This is a genomic window from Streptomyces sp. NPDC088766 (genome assembly GCF_044750845.1).
Classification (GTDB): domain Bacteria; phylum Actinomycetota; class Actinomycetes; order Streptomycetales; family Streptomycetaceae; genus Streptomyces.
The window spans coordinates 88,845-105,647 of sequence record NZ_JBIVKQ010000007.1 but is presented as its reverse complement, the minus strand read 5'-3'; the positions used below and the strand labels follow the sequence as shown (position 1 = coordinate 105,647).

Sequence of the window (16,803 nt, the reverse complement as noted above, 5' to 3'; positions counted from 1 at the left end):
CGGTTCGGTCCGGCACCGCCCCCTGGACAAGATCTGAGGTTAGGCTAACCTACCTTCGAATTGTCCGGCGGTGATCCGCCCCGTTCGAAAGCGGCCACACTCATGTCCAACGCCAGAGCCACTCACCTCACCCGTCGCGGCATCCTCGCCGCCGGTGGCGCCCTCGGTCTCGGTGCCGTGCTCGCAGCCTGCGGGGACGACGACCCGGAGAGCGGCGGCTCGAAGCCGACGGAGGGCGCTGCCGCCAAGTCCGGCCCCTGGACGTTCGAGGACGACCGCGGGACCACCGTGAAGCTGGACGGGATCCCGGCGAACATCGTCGCGTTCACCGGCGTCGCGGCCGCCCTCCACGACTACGGCATCCAGGTCAAGGGCGTCTTCGGACCGACGAGGACCACCGACGGCAAGGCCGACGTCCAGGCCGGCGACATGGACATCAGCAAGGTCGAGATCCTCGGCAACGTCTGGGACGAGTTCAACGTCGAGAAGTACGCGGCCCTCGCGCCCGACGTGCTCATCTCCACGATGTTCGACAACGCCGGCACCCTCTGGTACGTCCCCGAGGCCTCCAAGGACAAGGTCGCCAAGCTGGCCCCGAGCGTCGCCGTCTCCGTCTACGACCGGCAGCTCACCGCTCCCCTGGAGCGCATGTGGGAACTGGCCGAGTCCCTCGGCGCGGACATGACCGCGGCCGGGGTCACCGACGCCAAGAAGCGCTTCGAGACCGCCGCGACCCGGCTGCGCGCCGCCGCCAAGGCCAAGCCCGACATCAAGGTCATGGCCGGTTCCGCGAGCGACCAGCTGTTCTACGTCTCCGGCACGAACCTCTCCATCGACCTGGAGTACTTCAAGGCCCTCGGCGTGAACTTCGTCGAGCCGCCGGAGAGCGCCAAGGCCGTGGGCGGCGGCTGGTACGAGTCGCTGAGCTGGGAGAACGTCGACAAGTACCAGGCCGACATCATCATGATGGACGACCGTTCCTCGACGATCCAGCCGGCCGACATCACCAAGCCGACGTGGAAGCAGCTCCCCGCGGTCAAGGCCGGGCAGGTCATCGCCCGCTCGCCCGAGCCGATCCTGTCGTACGACAAGTGCGTGCCGCTGCTGGAGACCCTCGCCGAGGCCCTCGAGAAGGCGAAGAAGGTCGCCTGACGAGGCCGCCCCGGGGCCCGCGCCCACGCGGTCGAACCGCTCGGGCACGGGCCCGCCCCCGAAGAAGGTCAGCCGCCCCTCCCCCACCCCAGGAGCCCGCGTGACCACGGCCGTCGCCGCCCCGTTCCGCTTCTTCGCACTGCACGTCGTACGGACCAGGCGGCTCGGTCCGTCCCTGGTCCGGGTGAGTTTCGCCGGGGAGGACCTGCGGCACTTCCTCTCCGACGGCTGGGACCAGTCGCTGTCGCTGTTCCTGCCGCATCCGGGCCAGGACGCGCCGGCCGTGCCCGTGGAGCTGGGGGACCACTGGTGGCAGGGCTGGCGTGAACTGCCGGACGACGTACGGGCGGTGATGCGTTCTTACACGCTGCGGGAGCTGCGCCGGGACCCCGACGAGATCGACGTCGACTTCGTGCTGCACACCCCGGCCGGGCCCGCCTCCGCGTGGGCCGACCGGGCGCGCGCCGGGGACCGGGCGGTGGTGCTCGGCCCCGCCGTCGCCGACAACCGGGCGATCCGGTTCCGGCCGCCGGACGACACCGACCTGGTGCTGCTGTGGGGCGACGAGACGGCTCTGCCGGCGATCGGGTCCATTCTCGCGTCGCTGCCCGCCGGACAGCGCGTCCGGGCGTGGCTGGACGTGCGCGACGCCGGGACCGTGCGGCACCTGGCGAGCGCGGCGGACGCCGAGATCTCCTGGCTGACCGGCGGGGCCTGTCCCGACGCCCTGCGCACGGCCGTGCTCCCGCCCGCCGAGCGGCCGTACGCCTGGATCGCGGGCGAGTCGGGCTCGGTGAAGGCGCTGCGCCGGCACTTCGTGCGGGAGCGCGGCATCGACAGGCGCCGGGTCACCTTCGTCGGGTACTGGCGTCAGGGCATGACGGAGGAGCAGCTGCGCGCGGCCGGGTGACCAACCACCGCCCCGGTCAAGGAAGTTGACCGGCAAAACAAACGTGATGACCGTCACGGCGGGGTGGCGTTTCACCCGCATTACTTAGGTTAGGCTAACCTAAGTAAAAATCGAGGCTCCGCTCCCGCGTCCGCCCCGCGGCGGACCCGTCCCCATCCCCGGAGGACCCCCACGATGCGCTCGCACCTGCTCAATGACACGAACGCGGAGCGGTACCGCCGCTCCGTGACCGAAGGAGTCGAGCGGGTGGCCGCCAAACTCGCCGCCACCGACCGTCCGTTCACCGGCGTCACGGTCGACGCCCTCGCTCCCCGCATCGAGGACATCGACCTCGACCGGCCCCTGGGCGACACGACGGCGGTACTGGACGAGCTGGAGGAGGTCTACCTCCGCGACGCGGTCTACTTCCACCACCCCCGCTACCTCGCCCACCTCAACTGCCCGGTCGTCATCCCGGCCGTGCTCGGCGAGGCGGTCCTGTCCGCCGTCAACTCCTCCCTGGACACCTGGGACCAGTCGGCGGGCGGCACCCTCATCGAGCGGAAACTGGTCGACTGGACGGCCGCCCGCATCGGCCTCGGCCCCGCCGCCGACGGCGTGTTCACCTCCGGCGGCAGCCAGTCCAACCTCCAGGCGCTGCTCCTCGCCCGCGAGGAGGCCAAGACCGGCTCCCTGGAGAAACTGCGCGTCTTCGCCTCCGACGTCAGCCACTTCAGCGTGCAGAAGTCGGCGAAACTGCTGGGCCTGGGCCAGGACGCGGTGGTCTCCGTCCCCGTCGACCACGACAAGCGCATGCAGACCCTCGCCCTCGCCCGCGAACTCCGGCGCTGCGAGGAGGCCGGCCTCGTCCCCATGGCCGTCGTCGCCACCGCCGGCACCACCGACTTCGGCTCCATCGACCCGTTGCCCGAGATCGCCGAGCTGTGCGAGCGGTACGGCGCCTGGATGCACGTCGACGCCGCCTACGGCTGCGGGCTGCTCGCCTCGGTGAAGTACCGCGACCGCATCGACGGCATCGAACGCGCCGACTCCGTCACCGTGGACTACCACAAGTCCTTCTTCCAGCCGGTGAGTTCCTCGGCCGTCCTGGTCCGGGACGCGGCCACGCTGCGCCACGCCACCTACCACGCCGAGTACCTGAACCCCCGCCGCACGGTGCAGGAACGCATCCCCAACCAGGTCGACAAGTCCCTCCAGACCACCCGCCGCTTCGACGCGCTGAAACTGTGGATGACACTGCGCACGATGGGCGCCGACGGCATCGGCCAGCTGTTCGACGAGGTCTGCGACCTCGCCGCCCGGGGCTGGGAACTGCTCGCCGCCGACCCGCGCTTCGACGTCGTCGTCGAGCCGTCGCTGTCCACCCTGGTCTTCCGCTACGTCCCGCGGGCCGTCACCGACCCGGCCGAGATCGACCGCGCCAACCTCCACGCCCGCAAGGCCCTGTTCGCCTCGGGCGACGCGGTGGTGGCGGGCACCAAGGTGAGCGGCCGCCACTACCTGAAGTTCACCCTGCTGAACCCCGAGACGACGGTCGACGACATGGCCGCCGTCCTCGAACTGATCGCCGGCCACGCCGAGCAGTACCTGGGAGAGTCCCTTGACCGCGCGTCCTGAAAACCCCGCCGCCACCCACGACTTCGTCGGGATCGGGCTCGGCCCCTTCAATCTCGGGCTCGCCTGCCTGACCGAGCCCATCGACGCACTCAACGGCGTCTTCCTGGAGTCCAAGCCCGGCTTCGAGTGGCACGCGGGCATGTTCCTCGACGGCGCCCACCTGCAGACGCCGTTCATGTCGGACCTGGTCACCCTCGCCGACCCGACCTCGCCGTACTCCTTCCTCAACTACCTGAAGGAGAAGGGCCGGCTGTACTCGTTCTACATCCGCGAGAACTTCTACCCGCTGCGCGTGGAGTACGACGACTACTGCCGCTGGGCCGCCGGCAAGCTGAGCAGCGTGCGCTTCTCGACGACGGTCGCCGAGGTGACGTACGACGAGGGCACCGAGCTGTACGCCGTGCGGACCACGGACGGCGAGGAGTACCGCGCCCCCCACCTGGTCCTGGGCACCGGCACCGTGCCGTTCGTCCCCGAGGCGTGCCGCGGCCTGGAGGACGGCGTCCTGCACACCTCGCAGTACATGCACCGCAAGGCGGAGCTGCGGGAGAAGAAGTCGGTCACCGTGGTCGGCAGCGGGCAGAGCGCCGCCGAGATCTACCACGAGCTGCTCTCCGAGATCGACGTCCACGGCTACCAGCTCAACTGGGTCACCCGCTCCCCGCGGTTCTTCCCGCTGGAGTACACCAAGCTGACCCTGGAGATGACCTCCCCGGACTACATCGACTACTTCCGCGCACTGCCCGAGGAGACCCGCTACCGGCTGGAGAAGCAGCAGAAGGGCCTGTTCAAGGGCATCAACTCGGAGCTGATCGACGCGGTCTTCGACCTGCTGTACCAGAAGAACGTCGAGAGCGCCGGCCGCGGCGTTGCCACCCGGCTGCTCACCAACTCCTCGCTCGTCTCCGCGCGGTACGAGGACGGCGGCTACACACTCGGCTTCCACCAGGACGAGCAGGACAAGGACTTCGAGATCCGCACCGAGGCCCTGGTGCTGGCCACCGGCTACCACTACGAGCCGCCGGCCTTCCTCGACCCGATCCGCGACCGGCTCCGCTTCGACGCACACGGCCGTTTCGACGTGACCCGCGACTACGCGATCGACGTCACCGGCCGGGGCGTCTTCCTGCAGAACGCCGGCGTCCACACGCACAGCGTCACCAGCCCCGACCTCGGCATGGGCCCCTACCGCAACAGCTGCATCATCCGCGAGCTGCTCGGCAGCGAGTACTACCCGGTCGAGAAGACCATCGCGTTCCAGGAGTTCGGCGCATGAACACGACCGCGGCCGTCGGCCGTCTCACCTTCCGCCCCCTCGCCCCCCCGAAGGACGCCGAGCTGCTGCACTCCTGGGTGACGCACCCCAAGGCGGCCTTCTGGATGATGCAGGACGCCACGCAGGCCGACGTCGAGCGCGCCTACGCGGAGATCGCCGCCGACGAGCACCACCACGCCCTGCTCGGGCTGCACGACGGCGTACCGGCCTTCCTGATGGAGCACTACGACCCCCGCCACCGCGAGCTGGTCGGCCTGTACGAGCCGCGGCCCGGCGACGTCGGCATGCACTTCCTGGTCGCCCCCACCGACCGGCCCGTGCACGGCTTCACCCGCGCGGTCATCACCGCCGTCATGGCCCGCCTCTTCCAGGACCCGGCCACCGAACGGGTGGTGGTCGAGCCGGACGTCTCCAACAAGGCCGTGCACGCGCTGAACGAGGCCGTCGGCTTCGTCCCCGAACGCGAGATCGACAAGCCGGAGAAGAAGGCACTGCTCAGCTTCTGCACGCGGGAGCGGTTCACCGCCGCCACGGGGGTGGACGCATGAGCCTCGCCGACGCCGTGGCCCACCTCTCCCCCGAACGCTGGGAGAAGGCCAACCGCCTGCTGATCCGCAAAGCCCTCGCGGAGTTCGCCCACGAGCGGCTGATCACACCCGAACTCACGGACGAGCAGGACGAGCAGGACGAGCGGTACGTCGTGCGCAGCGACGACGGTCTGACGTCCTACCGCTTCACCGCCGTGCGCCGCACCCTGGACCACTGGCAGGTCGACGCCGACTCGATCACCCGCACCCGGGACGGCGCCGCGCTCCCCCTCGCCGCACTGGACTTCTTCATCGAGTTGCGGCACACGCTCGGACTGAGCGACGAGATCCTGCCGGTCTACCTGGAGGAGATCTCCTCCACCCTCTCCGGCACCTGCTACAAACTCGCCAAGCCGCAGCTCACCGCCGCCGAGCTGCTGGAGAGCGGCTTCCAGGGCGTCGAGAGCGGCATGACCGAGGGCCACCCCTGCTTCGTCGCCAACAACGGGCGGCTCGGCTTCGGCGTCCACGAGTACCTGGCGTACGCGCCGGAGACCGCGAGCGCGGTCCGCCTGGTGTGGCTGGCGGCGCACCGGTCGCGGGCGGCGTTCACGGCGGGCGTCGGCATCGACTACGAGTCCTTCGTCCGGCAGGAGCTGGGCGAGGAGACCGTGGAGCGCTTCGACGGCGTACTGCGCGGACGGGGCCTCGACCCGGCCGACTACCTCCTGATCCCCGTCCACCCCTGGCAGTGGTGGAACAAGCTCAGTGTCACCTTCGCCGCCGAGGTCGCCCGCCAGAACCTGGTGTGCCTCGGCGAGGGCGACGACGAGTACCTGGCCCAGCAGTCCATCCGGACGTTCTTCAACGCGACCCACCCCGAGAAGCACTACGTGAAGACGGCCCTGTCCGTCCTCAACATGGGCTTCATGCGCGGTCTGTCGGCGGCGTACATGGAGGCGACCCCGGCGATCAACGACTGGCTGGACCGGCTGATCGACAGCGACCCGGTGCTGAAGTCGACGGGCCTGTCGATCATCCGGGAGCGGGCGGCCGTCGGCTACCGGCACCTGGAGTACGAGGCGGCGACCGACCGCCACTCGCCGTACCGCAAGATGCTGGCCGCGCTGTGGCGGGAGAGCCCCGTCCCCTCCCTCCGCGACGGCGAGTCCCTCACCACGATGGCCGCCCTGGTCCACGTGGACCACGAGGGCAGGTCGGTGGCCGGCGCGCTGATCGAGCGGTCGGGCCTGGCCCCCGCCGAGTGGCTGCAGCACTACCTGCGGGCGTACTACACCCCCCTCCTGCACACCTTCTACGCCTACGACCTGGTCTTCATGCCGCACGGCGAGAACACCATCCTGGTCCTGAAGGACGGTGTCGTGCAGCGGGCGGTCTACAAGGACATCGCCGAGGAGATCGCCGTCATGGACCCGGACGCGGTGCTGCCGCCCGAGGTCCGGCGCATCCGGGTCGAGGTCCCCGAGGACACGAAACTCCTGTCGATCTTCACGGACGTCTTCGACTGCTTCTTCCGCTTCCTCGCCGCCGGCCTGGCCGCCGAGGGGATCCTGGCGGAGGACGGCTTCTGGCGCACGGTCGCCGAGGTCACCCGCGAGTACCAGGAGGCGCACCCCGAACTCGACGACCGGTTCCGGCAGTACGACATGTTCGCCCCCGAGTTCGCGCTGTCCTGCCTCAACCGGCTCCAGCTGCGGAACAACCGGCAGATGGTGGACCTGTCGGACCCGTCGGGCGCCCTCCAGCTGGTCGGCACCCTGAAGAACCCCATCGCCGGTCTCTGACCCGCCGACAGGCGCACGCCCCCGAGTACGGTCCCCGGGGGCGTGCGTCGTCGTACCGGCACGTCCCGGAGCGCCCGGCCCCGCGGCCTCAGGTGCGGGCCCCGCGGCGTCAGGTGCGTGCTCCGGGGGCCCCGGGCCGAAGGCCGGGAGAGTGCCGGGCCCGGCGCCTCGTACGGGACGTACCCGGGTCGGGGCCCGGTGCGGCGAGTGGGGGTCCCCCTCCGGGGCAGGCGTGCACGGCGTCGCGGGGCGGGCGGGAAGGCGACGGCAGGGCCCAGCACACGCACAGGTCACCCACGGCTCCCCACCAGGGGTCTGCCCGGAATCGGGCAGGAATCTTGCGAAACTCTCGCCGGTACCCCAGGATCTACCGGGTGCACGACGAACTCGTTGATCATCTGACGCGCTCCACCCCGCTGAACCGGGGTGAGGCCCTGCGGGTGATCCAGGACGTTCTCGCCTACTTCGACGAGACGACCGAGGAATTCGTCCGTCGCCGCCACCGCGAGCTCCAGGCCCAGGGCCTGGTCAACGCGGAGATCTTCGAACGGATCGCGGCGGACCTGACCTACCGGGCGGTGGCACCGCCGGAGCCGACACTCCGCCAGCTGCGCCGCATGGTCTACGGCTGATCACCGGCCCGGACCGACCGAGAACTACAGAGGGATTGCCTACACATGTGCGGAATCGTCGGATACATCGGGAAGCGTGACGTCGCGCCCCTGCTCCTGGAGGGCCTGCAGCGCCTGGAGTACCGCGGCTACGACTCCGCGGGCATCGTCGTCACCTCCCCGAAGACGGCCGGCCTGAAGATGGTCAAGGCCAAGGGGCGCGTCCGCGACCTGGAGGCCAAGGTCCCGGCCCGCTTCAAGGGCACCACCGGTATCGCCCACACCCGCTGGGCCACCCACGGCGCCCCCTCCGACGTGAACGCCCACCCGCACATGTCGGCCGACCTCAAGGTCGCCGTCGTCCACAACGGCATCGTCGACAACGCCTCCGACCTGCGCCGCAAGCTGGAGGCGGACGGCGTCGAGTTCCTCTCCGAGACCGACACCGAGGTCCTCGTCCACCTGATCGCCCGCTCCCGGGCCGAGAAGCTCGAGGACAAGGTCCGCGAGGCGCTGCGGGTGGTCGAGGGCACCTACGGCATCGCCGTCATGCACGCCGACTTCAACGACCGGATCGTCGTCGCCCGCAACGGCTCCCCGGTCGTCCTCGGCATCGGCGAGAAGGAGATGTTCGTCGCCTCGGACATCGCCGCCCTGGTCGCCCACACCCGCCAGATCGTCACCCTCGACGACGGCGAGATGGCCACCCTCAAGGCCGACGACTTCCGCACCTACACCACCGAGGGCACCCGCACCACGGCCGAGCCCACCACCGTGGAGTGGGAGGCCGCCTCCTACGACATGGGCGGCCACGACACCTACATGCACAAGGAGATCCACGAGCAGGCCGACGCCGTGGACCGCGTGCTGCGCGGCCGCATCGACGACCGCTTCTCCACCGTGCACCTGGGCGGCCTCAACCTGGACGCCCGCGAGGCGCGCCAGATCCGCCGCGTGAAGATCCTCGGCTGCGGCACCTCGTACCACGCGGGCATGATCGGCGCCCAGATGATCGAGGAGCTGGCCCGCATCCCCGCGGACGCAGAGCCCGCCTCCGAGTTCCGCTACCGCAACGCGGTCGTCGACCCCGACACGCTGTACATCGCCGTCTCCCAGTCCGGTGAGACCTACGACGTGCTGGCCGCCGTCCAGGAGCTGAAGCGCAAGGGCGCGCGGGTGCTCGGCGTGGTGAACGTGGTCGGCTCCGCCATCGCCCGCGAGGCCGACGGCGGCGTCTACGTGCACGCCGGGCCGGAGGTCTGCGTCGTCTCCACCAAGTGCTTCACCAACACCACCGTCGCCTTCGCGCTGCTCGCGCTGCACCTGGGCCGCACCCGTGACCTGTCGGTGCGCGACGGCAAGCGGATCATCGAGGGTCTGCGCCGGCTGCCCGCCCAGATCGCCGAGATCCTCAAGGGCGAGGAGGAGATCAAGAAGCTGGCGGAGGAGTTCGCCGAGGCCCGCTCGATGCTCTTCATCGGCCGTGTCCGGGGCTATCCGGTGGCCCGTGAGGCCTCCCTGAAGCTCAAGGAGGTCTCCTACATCCACGCCGAGGCCTACCCGGCCTCCGAGCTGAAGCACGGCCCGCTCGCCCTGATCGAGCCCGCCCTGCCGACGGTCGCGATCGTCCCCGACGACGACCTGCTGGAGAAGAACCGCGCCGCCCTGGAGGAGATCAAGGCCCGCAGCGGCCGGATCCTCGCGGTGGCTCACCAGGAGCAGGAGAAGGCCGACCAGACGATCGTCGTCCCCAAGAACGAGGACGAGCTCGACCCCATCCTCATGGGCATCCCCCTCCAGCTCCTCGCCTACTACACAGCCAAGGCCCTCGGCCGTGACATCGACAAGCCGAGGAACCTGGCGAAGTCGGTGACGGTCGAGTAGGGGACCAGGAGGACGGACCCCCCGTGCCGCCACCGCGCACGGGGGGTCCGCTCATCCGCCGGGGGAGCCCGACTCCCCGGCGCCGGCTGCCGTTCAGCCCGTGGCCGTCACTCCGGGGCGGGCAGCCCGTCGCGAGACCGCCGTGGGCCGGCACCTGTCCACGGTCGCGCGGTGCACGGTATATGCCCTTCACCAGGGCACGAACCACCTCTACGCGCGAGTAGTTTCCTCTTGCACAAAGGGAGTTGGGGAAACCGGGGCTCATCGCGCCCGGAGCGAGGGCGAGTTGGCGGAAACGCCGGGGAATCGAGGGAGTTCGGGGAGCTCAGGAAACTCAGGGGACTCAGGGAGCTCAGGGGACTCAGGGAGCTCAGGGAATGACGACGACGGGCCGCTTCGCCCGCTTGGCGAGCCGCCCCGCGACCGACCCGAAGATCCGCCCGACGAGGCCGTGCGTGGAACCGACGACGATCGCGTCCGCCGCGTACTCCCGCCCCACCTCCTCGAGTTCGTGGCAGATGTCGCCGCCGCGCTCGACCAGGATCCAGGGCACCTCGGACAGGTACTCGGCGCAGGCCAGTTCCAGGCCGAGCACCTCGGTGCGGTGGTCCGGCACGTCCACGAAGACCGGCGGCTCGCAGCCCGCCCACACCGTGGTGGGCAGCCTGTTGGCCACATGGACGATGATCAGGCCCGCACGGGAGCGGTGAGCCATGCCGACGGCGTACGCCAGGGCCCGCTCGCTGGACGTCGATCCGTCGAAGCCGACGACGACACCGTGCTTGAAAGCGGGATCACAGGAGGGGCGTACCTCCTCCGCCGCCAGGGGCTCGGCCGCCGTGTGATCGGCGACCGGCCGCTTGCGGTCCGCTGGTTCGAAGAATTCGTGACCGGCCATGGCTGTCTCGGCGTATCGATCCTTTTACGGGTGGGACGAACGTGAGCGGCGGAGCGTGTCCGGGAATCATCTTCCCCACCCCATACCCCCAAGGGTACGGCGCCACGCCTGCACGGCCCAGTCCCGCCCACGGTCCGCGGGGGTTCCAGGGAGCATGCACGAGGGGCCGCCCGTGACGCAATGGTCGCTGCCCCGTACAGGCGGTTCGCACAGGATTCACCTGCCCGCCGGTCGCCCGATGAGTGACCGACCGGTCGAACAGGCGTTGAACCACCCGAACCACGCCTCAGGGAGGAGTCCGCCCATGCCCTCATCCCGCCCGACCCCCGGGCCCCGCTCCGGCGACGACAGGACGACGGAGCTGATCCGCTGGGCGGCCTTCAGCTGCGTCCTCGTCCCGGTGGTCCTCCTCTGGTACGGCGCCTCCCTGGCCGGAACCGCGGGCACCGCCGTCGGCCTGGCCGCCGTCACGGCCGCCTGCCGGCTGCTGCTGCGCCGCTCCGAGCGGTGCGCGGCCCGGCTCCCCGAGGAGGAACACCCGTCGCGCGCGCCGCACCGGGGAGGCCGTCGGTACACCGGAACCGGGTCGCGCCGTGGCGGTCGTCACAGCGGCGGAAGCACACCGGTCGGCTGACCGGTTTTCACGCACGCGCCCGTATCTTTTCAGCCAACTTCCGGATACCGCGCATGCCGTGCCGCGACCACCCTCCTCACCCCTTCCGACCTGCACGAAAAGGCGTCCCGGGGGCCCTGGCACCCTACGTGGATTGGCCACTGCGACGAGGCGCACTTCCCTGCACGGCCCACGAGTGCAACGCTTCGTGATCGAATGCTTCACGCCAAGTTGCCATGTCGACAATGTGCCGGGTGACGAACTGGCCACTCCGGCACCACGCGACACAGTAGATTCGATCTTGACTGTCTACGGCGGGGGACTCGTGCAGGACCGAGGGGAAACGTGCAGGAGCGACACAACCGAGGAGCCGCGACCACCGAGGGGGGCTTAGCAGGGATGAGCCACGACTCCACTGCCGCGCCGGAAGCCGCGGCCCGGAAACTGTCCGGGCGACGCCGCAAGGAGATCGTCGCGGTGCTGCTGTTCAGCGGCGGTCCCATCTTCGAGAGTTCCATTCCGCTGTCGGTGTTCGGGATCGACCGCCAGGACGCCGGCGTGCCTCGCTACCGCCTCCTGGTGTGCGCGGGCGAGGACGGCCCGCTGCGGACCACAGGGGGCCTGGAACTCACCGCGCCACATGGCCTGGAGGCGATATCGAGGGCGGGCACGGTCGTCGTACCGGCCTGGCGCTCGATCACCTCGCCGCCACCGGCCGACGCGCTCGACGCACTGCGCCGGGCGCACGAGGAGGGTGCCCGCATCGTGGGCCTGTGCACCGGCGCGTTCGTGCTGGCGGCCGCGGGTCTGCTGGACGGCAGGCCGGCCACGACCCACTGGATGTACGCACCGACGCTGGCCAAACGCTACCCGTCGGTGCACGTCGATCCGCGTGAGCTGTTCGTCGACGACGGCGACGTGCTGACGTCGGCGGGGACGGCGGCCGGAATCGATCTCTGTCTCCACATCGTGCGGACGGACCACGGCAACGAGGCGGCCGGTGCGCTGGCCCGCCGGCTCGTGGTCCCGCCGCGCCGGACGGGCGGCCAGGAGCGCTACCTCGACCGGTCTTTACCGGAGGAGATCGGCGCCGACCCGCTCGCCGAGGTCGTCGCCTGGGCGCTGGAACACCTCCACGAACAGTTCGACGTGGAGACGCTGGCCGCGCGCGCCTACATGAGCCGACGGACGTTCGACCGTCGCTTCCGGTCGCTGACCGGCAGCGCGCCGCTGCAATGGCTGATCACCCAGCGGGTGCTTCAGGCGCAGCGGCTGCTGGAGACGTCGGACTACTCCGTCGACGAGGTGGCCGGACGGTGCGGTTTCCGCTCGCCGGTCGCGCTGCGCGGACACTTCCGGCGGCAGCTCGGCTCCTCGCCGGCGGCCTACCGGGCGGCGTACCGGGCGCGACGGCCGCAGAGCGAGCGGGTGCCCGCGGCGGAGAATGAGACGGCGTCCGCCGTCACGGCGGGCGGTGCGGGCGGGCCCGCCGCTCCGCACCCGGAGACCGCGGGGGTGCCGCCGCAGATACGGCGGACCGCGGGAGCGGGGGCGCTGGGCACGGCTCCGGCCGCGGCTTCGGCGAGCGCCCTGGCCGCGGAGCAGCATCCGCGGGACGCGTACGCGGGGTCCCGGGGCGGGTTGCCGGGGCAGCGCAGCGGGATGTGAGAGGCGGGCGGTGGTGGGCGGGTCTCCTCGCCCCCGCCGCCCCTTCCCGTTCCCGCCTCCGGGGGCCGCACCCCCGGGGCGTCGCGTCCACCGTGACGCGGGGCATCGGATCGGGGGACGTCACCCTTAGGGTGGACGCATGAACGATCGCATGGTGTGGATCGACTGCGAGATGACCGGCCTCTCGCTGTCGGACGACGCGCTCATCGAGGTTGCCGCCCTCGTCACCGACTCCGAGCTGAACATCCTCGGCGACGGTGTGGACATCGTCGTACGGCCGCCGGACGCGGCCCTGGAGACGATGCCGGAGGTGGTGCGTCAGATGCACACCGCGTCCGGGCTGCTCGACGAGCTGGCGGGCGGCACCACCCTGGCCGACGCCGAGGAACGGGTCCTCGCCTACGTCCGCGAGCACGTGAAGGAGCCCGGCAAGGCCCCGCTGTGCGGGAACTCCGTCGGCACCGACCGCGGCTTCCTGGCGCGGGACATGCCGACGCTGGAGAGCTACCTCCACTACCGGATCGTCGACGTGTCCTCCGTCAAGGAACTGGCCCGGCGCTGGTACCCGCGGGCGTACTTCAACAGCCCGGAGAAGAACGGCAACCACCGCGCCCTCGCCGACATCCGCGAGTCCATCGCGGAGCTGCGCTACTACCGCGAGGCCGTGTTCGTGCCGCAGCCCGGACCGGACTCCGACACCGCGAAGGCGATCGCCGCGAAGCACGTCCTGCCCGCCGGATGAAAGCCGTGCGCGAGCACCCCTTCGGACCCTGTACACTTTTTCTCGGCCGGTAGGGAGACCACAAAGTCAACTGCCGGGCGTGGTGGGTGTAGCTCAGCTGGTAGAGCACCTGGTTGTGGTCCAGGATGCCGCGGGTTCGAGTCCCGTCACTCACCCTGAATGATCAAGGGCTGACCTGGTGAAACAGGTCAGCCCTTCGTCATGTCCGGACCCTTCGGGAACGGACGGGATCACGCCCCTCCCCCGCGCCCTCCCCCCTCCCCCGCGCCCGTCACGGGCGGCTCGCCGCGGAGACCGGCCGGGCGGCGGGGCACGGGAACGGCCGGGTACGCGCCGGCTGGGCGCGGCGGTGGTGGCGACGGTGACCGCTACGCCGACTACGCCGACGCGCGCACCATCAGCTCCGTGGCCAGGACCACCTGACGCCGCTCCAGGCCCCGCGACACCGCCGGGCGGTCGTCCGCGATCTCCGTGAGCAGCAGGTCGAGCATGCGGCGGCCCATCTCCTCGATGGGCTGGCGCACGCTGGTCAGCGGCGGATCCATGTGGCGGGCGATCGCCGAGTCGTCGTAGCCGACCAGGGCCACGTCGTCCGGGATGCGGCGGCCCGCCTCGCGCAGGGCCTGGCGGGCGCCGGCCGCCATCACGTCGGAGCCGGCGAACACCGCGTCGAGGGCGGGGTCGCGGGCCAGCAGCTCACGCATCGCCCGCTGGCCGCCCTCCTCGGTGAAGTCACCCTGCACGATGAGGAGTTCGTCCACCCCGTGACCCGCGTCGAGCAGGGCGTCGCGGTAGCCGTCGACGCGCCGCTGGGCGCCGTACACGTCGAGGCGGCCGGTGATGTGGCCGATGCGCCGGCAGCCGCGGGCCAGCAGGTGCTCGACGGCGGAGCGGGCGCCGCCGTAGTTGTCGGAGTCCACGGACGGCAGCGTCTCGGCGGCGGAGCGGGGGCCGCTGATCACGGCCGGGATCTCCAGCTGGGCGATGAGGTCGGGCAGCGGGTCGTCGGCGTGCACGGAGACGAGGAGGACGCCGTCCACGCGGTGGGCGGCCAGGTACTGGGCGAGGCGCTGCCGCTCCCGGTCGCTGCCCGCGAAGATCAGCAGCAGCTGCATCTCCGTGTCGGCGAGTTCCGCGCCCACTCCGCGCAGGATGTCGGAGAAGTACGGTTCGGCGAAGAAGCGGGTCTCCGGCTCGGGCACCACGAGGGCGATCGCGTTCGTGCGGTTGGCGGCGAGCGCGCGGGCCGCGGTGTTGGGGACGTAGCCCAGCTCGGCGACCGCGGCCTCGACGGCGGCCCGGGTGGCGTCGCTGACCCGGGGCGAACCGTTGATCACGCGGGAGACCGTGCCGCGGCCCACACCGGCGCGTGCCGCCACCTCTTCGAGGGTCGGCCGGCCACCGCTCCGTCCCCGCGTACCGTGGCTTGCCATGGACCCCGCCTTCCCGCCGTCATCATCACACTGGCCTGGAATCTAACAGTCCCGGCCGTCCGCCCCACCGTCCCCGGGGGCTGCCGCCCCGTCCGAAAAGCGCCGCCCCGGCGCGTTAGCTAACAGCCGGATAACTGAACGCATCTCTGCGCGCCCCCACCCTTGACACCCTCGCCCGAACCGACGACTCTTCAACACATCACCTGTGGGAGCGCTCCCACGGTACCTGACACATACACAACCCGCACGTTCCCCGCCCGAGCCGCAGCGAGAAACTAACGGGCCCAACAATGCAGTTGGCCGGGGGGTCGGCACGTCAGGGCAACAGGAGGACGTAATGCGAGCACGTACCCGAAGCTCCCGTCGGGTGGTAGTCCTGGCGACCGTCGCCACCATGGGCGCCGGGCTGCTGGCCGGCTGTGCCGACGACGGCGGCGACAAGGCCTCCGACGGGTCGTCGTCCGGCGACGGCAAGGGCAAGACCACGATCACCCTGGGACTCTTCGGCACGATGGGCTTCAAGGAAGCCGGTCTCTACGCCGAGTACGAGAAGCTCAACCCGAACATCAAGATCGCCGAGAACGTGATCGAGCGCAACGAGAACTACTACCCCGCGCTCGTCAACCACCTCACCACCAACAGCGGTCTCCAGGACGTCCAGGCGGTCGAGGTCGCCAACATCGCCGAGGTCACCGCCACCCAGAGCGCGAAGCTCCAGGACATGTCCAAGGTTTCGGGCGTGAACAAGAGCAACTGGCTCGACTGGAAGTGGTCGCAGGCCACGACCAAGGACGGCAAGACCATCGGTCTCGGCACGGACGTCGGCCCGATGGCCCTCTGCTACCGCACGGACCTCTTCAAGCAGGCCGGTCTGCCGACCGACCCGGCGGAGGTCGGCAAGCTGTGGGCGGGCGACTGGAACAAGTTCGTCTCGGTCGGCGAGCAGTACAAGAAGAAGGCGCCCGCGGGCACCTTCTTCATGGACTCCCCCGGCGGCCTGCTCAACGCCGTTCTCAGCAGTGAGAAGGAGAAGTTCTACGACTCCTCCGGCGAGGTCATCTACAAGTCGAACCCGGCTGTCAAGGCGGCCTTCACCCTGACCGCCAAGGCCGCCGAGCAGGGCCTGGTGCAGGCGCAGACGCAGTTCCAGCCGGCGTGGGACACCACGATCGCGAACAGCAAGTTCGCGACGATCGCCTGCCCGCCGTGGATGCTCGGCACCCTCAAGGGCAAGTCGAAGCCGGAGTCCCTCGGCAAGTGGGCCGTCGCGGTCGCTCCGAAGTCCGGCAACTGGGGCGGTTCCTTCCTGTCCGTGCCCTCCAGCGGCAAGAACGTGAAGGAGGCCGAGAAGCTGGTCGCCTGGCTGACCGCGCCCGAGCAGCAGGCGAAGCTGTTCAAGGTGCAGGGCTCCTTCCCCAGCACGCCCAGCGCGTACACCATGCCCGAGGTGACCGGCGCCAAGAACGAGATGACCGGTGACCTCAACATCGGCACCATCTTCGCCGAGGCCGCGAAGGCCGCCCCGGTCCAGGTGATCGGCCCGAAGGACCAGATCATCCAGCAGGGTCTGACCGACAACGGCGTCATCCTCGTGACGAAGGGCAAGTCGCCGGAGGAGGCCTGGAAGACGGCGACGAAGACCATCGACAACAACCTGGACAAGTGAC

Annotated in this window: 14 protein-coding genes and 1 tRNA gene; 13 read left to right on the top strand and 2 right to left on the bottom strand. The window is 70.4% G+C overall.

The features are described from left to right. The first annotated feature begins 102 nt into the window (after nt 1-102). The 8 genes from ACIP5W_RS12285 (at nt 103) to glmS (ending at nt 9,782) form a co-directional block, all read left to right on the top strand. A complete protein-coding gene (locus ACIP5W_RS12285; protein ID WP_401470712.1) occupies nt 103-1,152 on the top strand; it encodes an ABC transporter substrate-binding protein in 1,050 nt (349 codons plus the stop codon). A gap of 100 nt (nt 1,153-1,252) precedes the next feature. Beyond that, entirely contained in the window at nt 1,253-2,062 is an 810-nt protein-coding gene (locus tag ACIP5W_RS12280; RefSeq protein WP_401470709.1) for a siderophore-interacting protein, read from the top strand. Between the two features lie 174 nt (nt 2,063-2,236). Then, complete coding sequence (desA, locus tag ACIP5W_RS12275) at nt 2,237-3,679, top strand: lysine decarboxylase DesA (protein ID WP_401470706.1); 1,443 nt, start codon at nt 2,237-2,239, stop codon at nt 3,677-3,679. Next, entirely contained in the window at nt 3,663-4,955 is a 1,293-nt protein-coding gene (locus ACIP5W_RS12270; RefSeq protein WP_401470703.1) for a lysine N(6)-hydroxylase/L-ornithine N(5)-oxygenase family protein, read from the top strand. The genes desA and ACIP5W_RS12270 overlap by 17 nt, the downstream gene beginning before the upstream one ends. Then, nucleotides 4,952-5,503 (top strand): GNAT family N-acetyltransferase, encoded by a 552-nt coding sequence (locus ACIP5W_RS12265; protein WP_401470700.1) that lies wholly within the window; start codon nt 4,952-4,954, stop codon nt 5,501-5,503. The genes ACIP5W_RS12270 and ACIP5W_RS12265 overlap by 4 nt, the downstream gene beginning before the upstream one ends. Next, nucleotides 5,500-7,287: an IucA/IucC family protein gene (locus ACIP5W_RS12260; protein WP_401470697.1), complete on the top strand. Its 1,788-nt coding sequence runs from the start codon at nt 5,500-5,502 to the stop codon at nt 7,285-7,287. Before ACIP5W_RS12265 ends, ACIP5W_RS12260 begins: the two co-directional genes overlap by 4 nt. Nucleotides 7,288-7,661: 374 nt before the next feature. Next, nucleotides 7,662-7,919 carry a hypothetical protein gene (locus ACIP5W_RS12255; protein WP_401471197.1) on the top strand — a complete coding sequence of 86 codons (258 nt, stop codon included), beginning with the start codon at nt 7,662-7,664 and terminating at the stop codon, nt 7,917-7,919. 45 nt (nt 7,920-7,964) lie between these two features. Further along, a complete protein-coding gene (gene glmS / locus ACIP5W_RS12250; protein ID WP_401470694.1) occupies nt 7,965-9,782 on the top strand; it encodes a glutamine--fructose-6-phosphate transaminase (isomerizing) in 1,818 nt (605 codons plus the stop codon). 370 nt (nt 9,783-10,152) lie between these two features. Here glmS and ACIP5W_RS12245 read toward each other — a convergent pair whose 3' ends face one another. Next, entirely contained in the window at nt 10,153-10,680 is a 528-nt protein-coding gene (locus ACIP5W_RS12245) for a universal stress protein (RefSeq protein ID WP_401470691.1), read from the bottom strand. A gap of 304 nt (nt 10,681-10,984) precedes the next feature. Between ACIP5W_RS12245 and ACIP5W_RS12240 the strand changes: the two genes are divergently transcribed. The 4 genes from ACIP5W_RS12240 to ACIP5W_RS12225 all read left to right on the top strand — a co-directional run bounded on the left by ACIP5W_RS12240 (nt 10,985) and on the right by ACIP5W_RS12225 (nt 13,858). Continuing rightward, on the top strand, nt 10,985-11,314 hold the full coding sequence (locus ACIP5W_RS12240) for a hypothetical protein (RefSeq protein WP_401470688.1): 330 nt from the start codon (nt 10,985-10,987) through the stop codon (nt 11,312-11,314). Nucleotides 11,315-11,692: 378 nt separating this feature from the next. Next, entirely contained in the window at nt 11,693-12,961 is a 1,269-nt protein-coding gene (locus ACIP5W_RS12235) for a helix-turn-helix domain-containing protein (RefSeq protein ID WP_401470685.1), read from the top strand. A 139-nt stretch (nt 12,962-13,100) separates the two neighbouring features. Beyond that, a complete protein-coding gene (gene orn, locus ACIP5W_RS12230; protein ID WP_401470682.1) occupies nt 13,101-13,703 on the top strand; it encodes an oligoribonuclease in 603 nt (200 codons plus the stop codon). 82 nt (nt 13,704-13,785) lie between these two features. Beyond that, nucleotides 13,786-13,858 (top strand) — tRNA-His (locus ACIP5W_RS12225). 222 nt (nt 13,859-14,080) lie between these two features. On the opposite strand, the gene ACIP5W_RS12220 is transcribed toward ACIP5W_RS12225, so the two are convergent. Beyond that, on the bottom strand, nt 14,081-15,136 hold the full coding sequence (locus ACIP5W_RS12220) for a LacI family DNA-binding transcriptional regulator (RefSeq protein WP_401470679.1): 1,056 nt from the start codon (nt 15,134-15,136) through the stop codon (nt 14,081-14,083). A 337-nt stretch (nt 15,137-15,473) separates the two neighbouring features. Between ACIP5W_RS12220 and ACIP5W_RS12215 the strand changes: the two genes are divergently transcribed. Then, nucleotides 15,474-16,802 carry an extracellular solute-binding protein gene (locus ACIP5W_RS12215; protein WP_401470676.1) on the top strand — a complete coding sequence of 443 codons (1,329 nt, stop codon included), beginning with the start codon at nt 15,474-15,476 and terminating at the stop codon, nt 16,800-16,802. Nucleotide 16,803 lies beyond the last annotated feature (1 nt).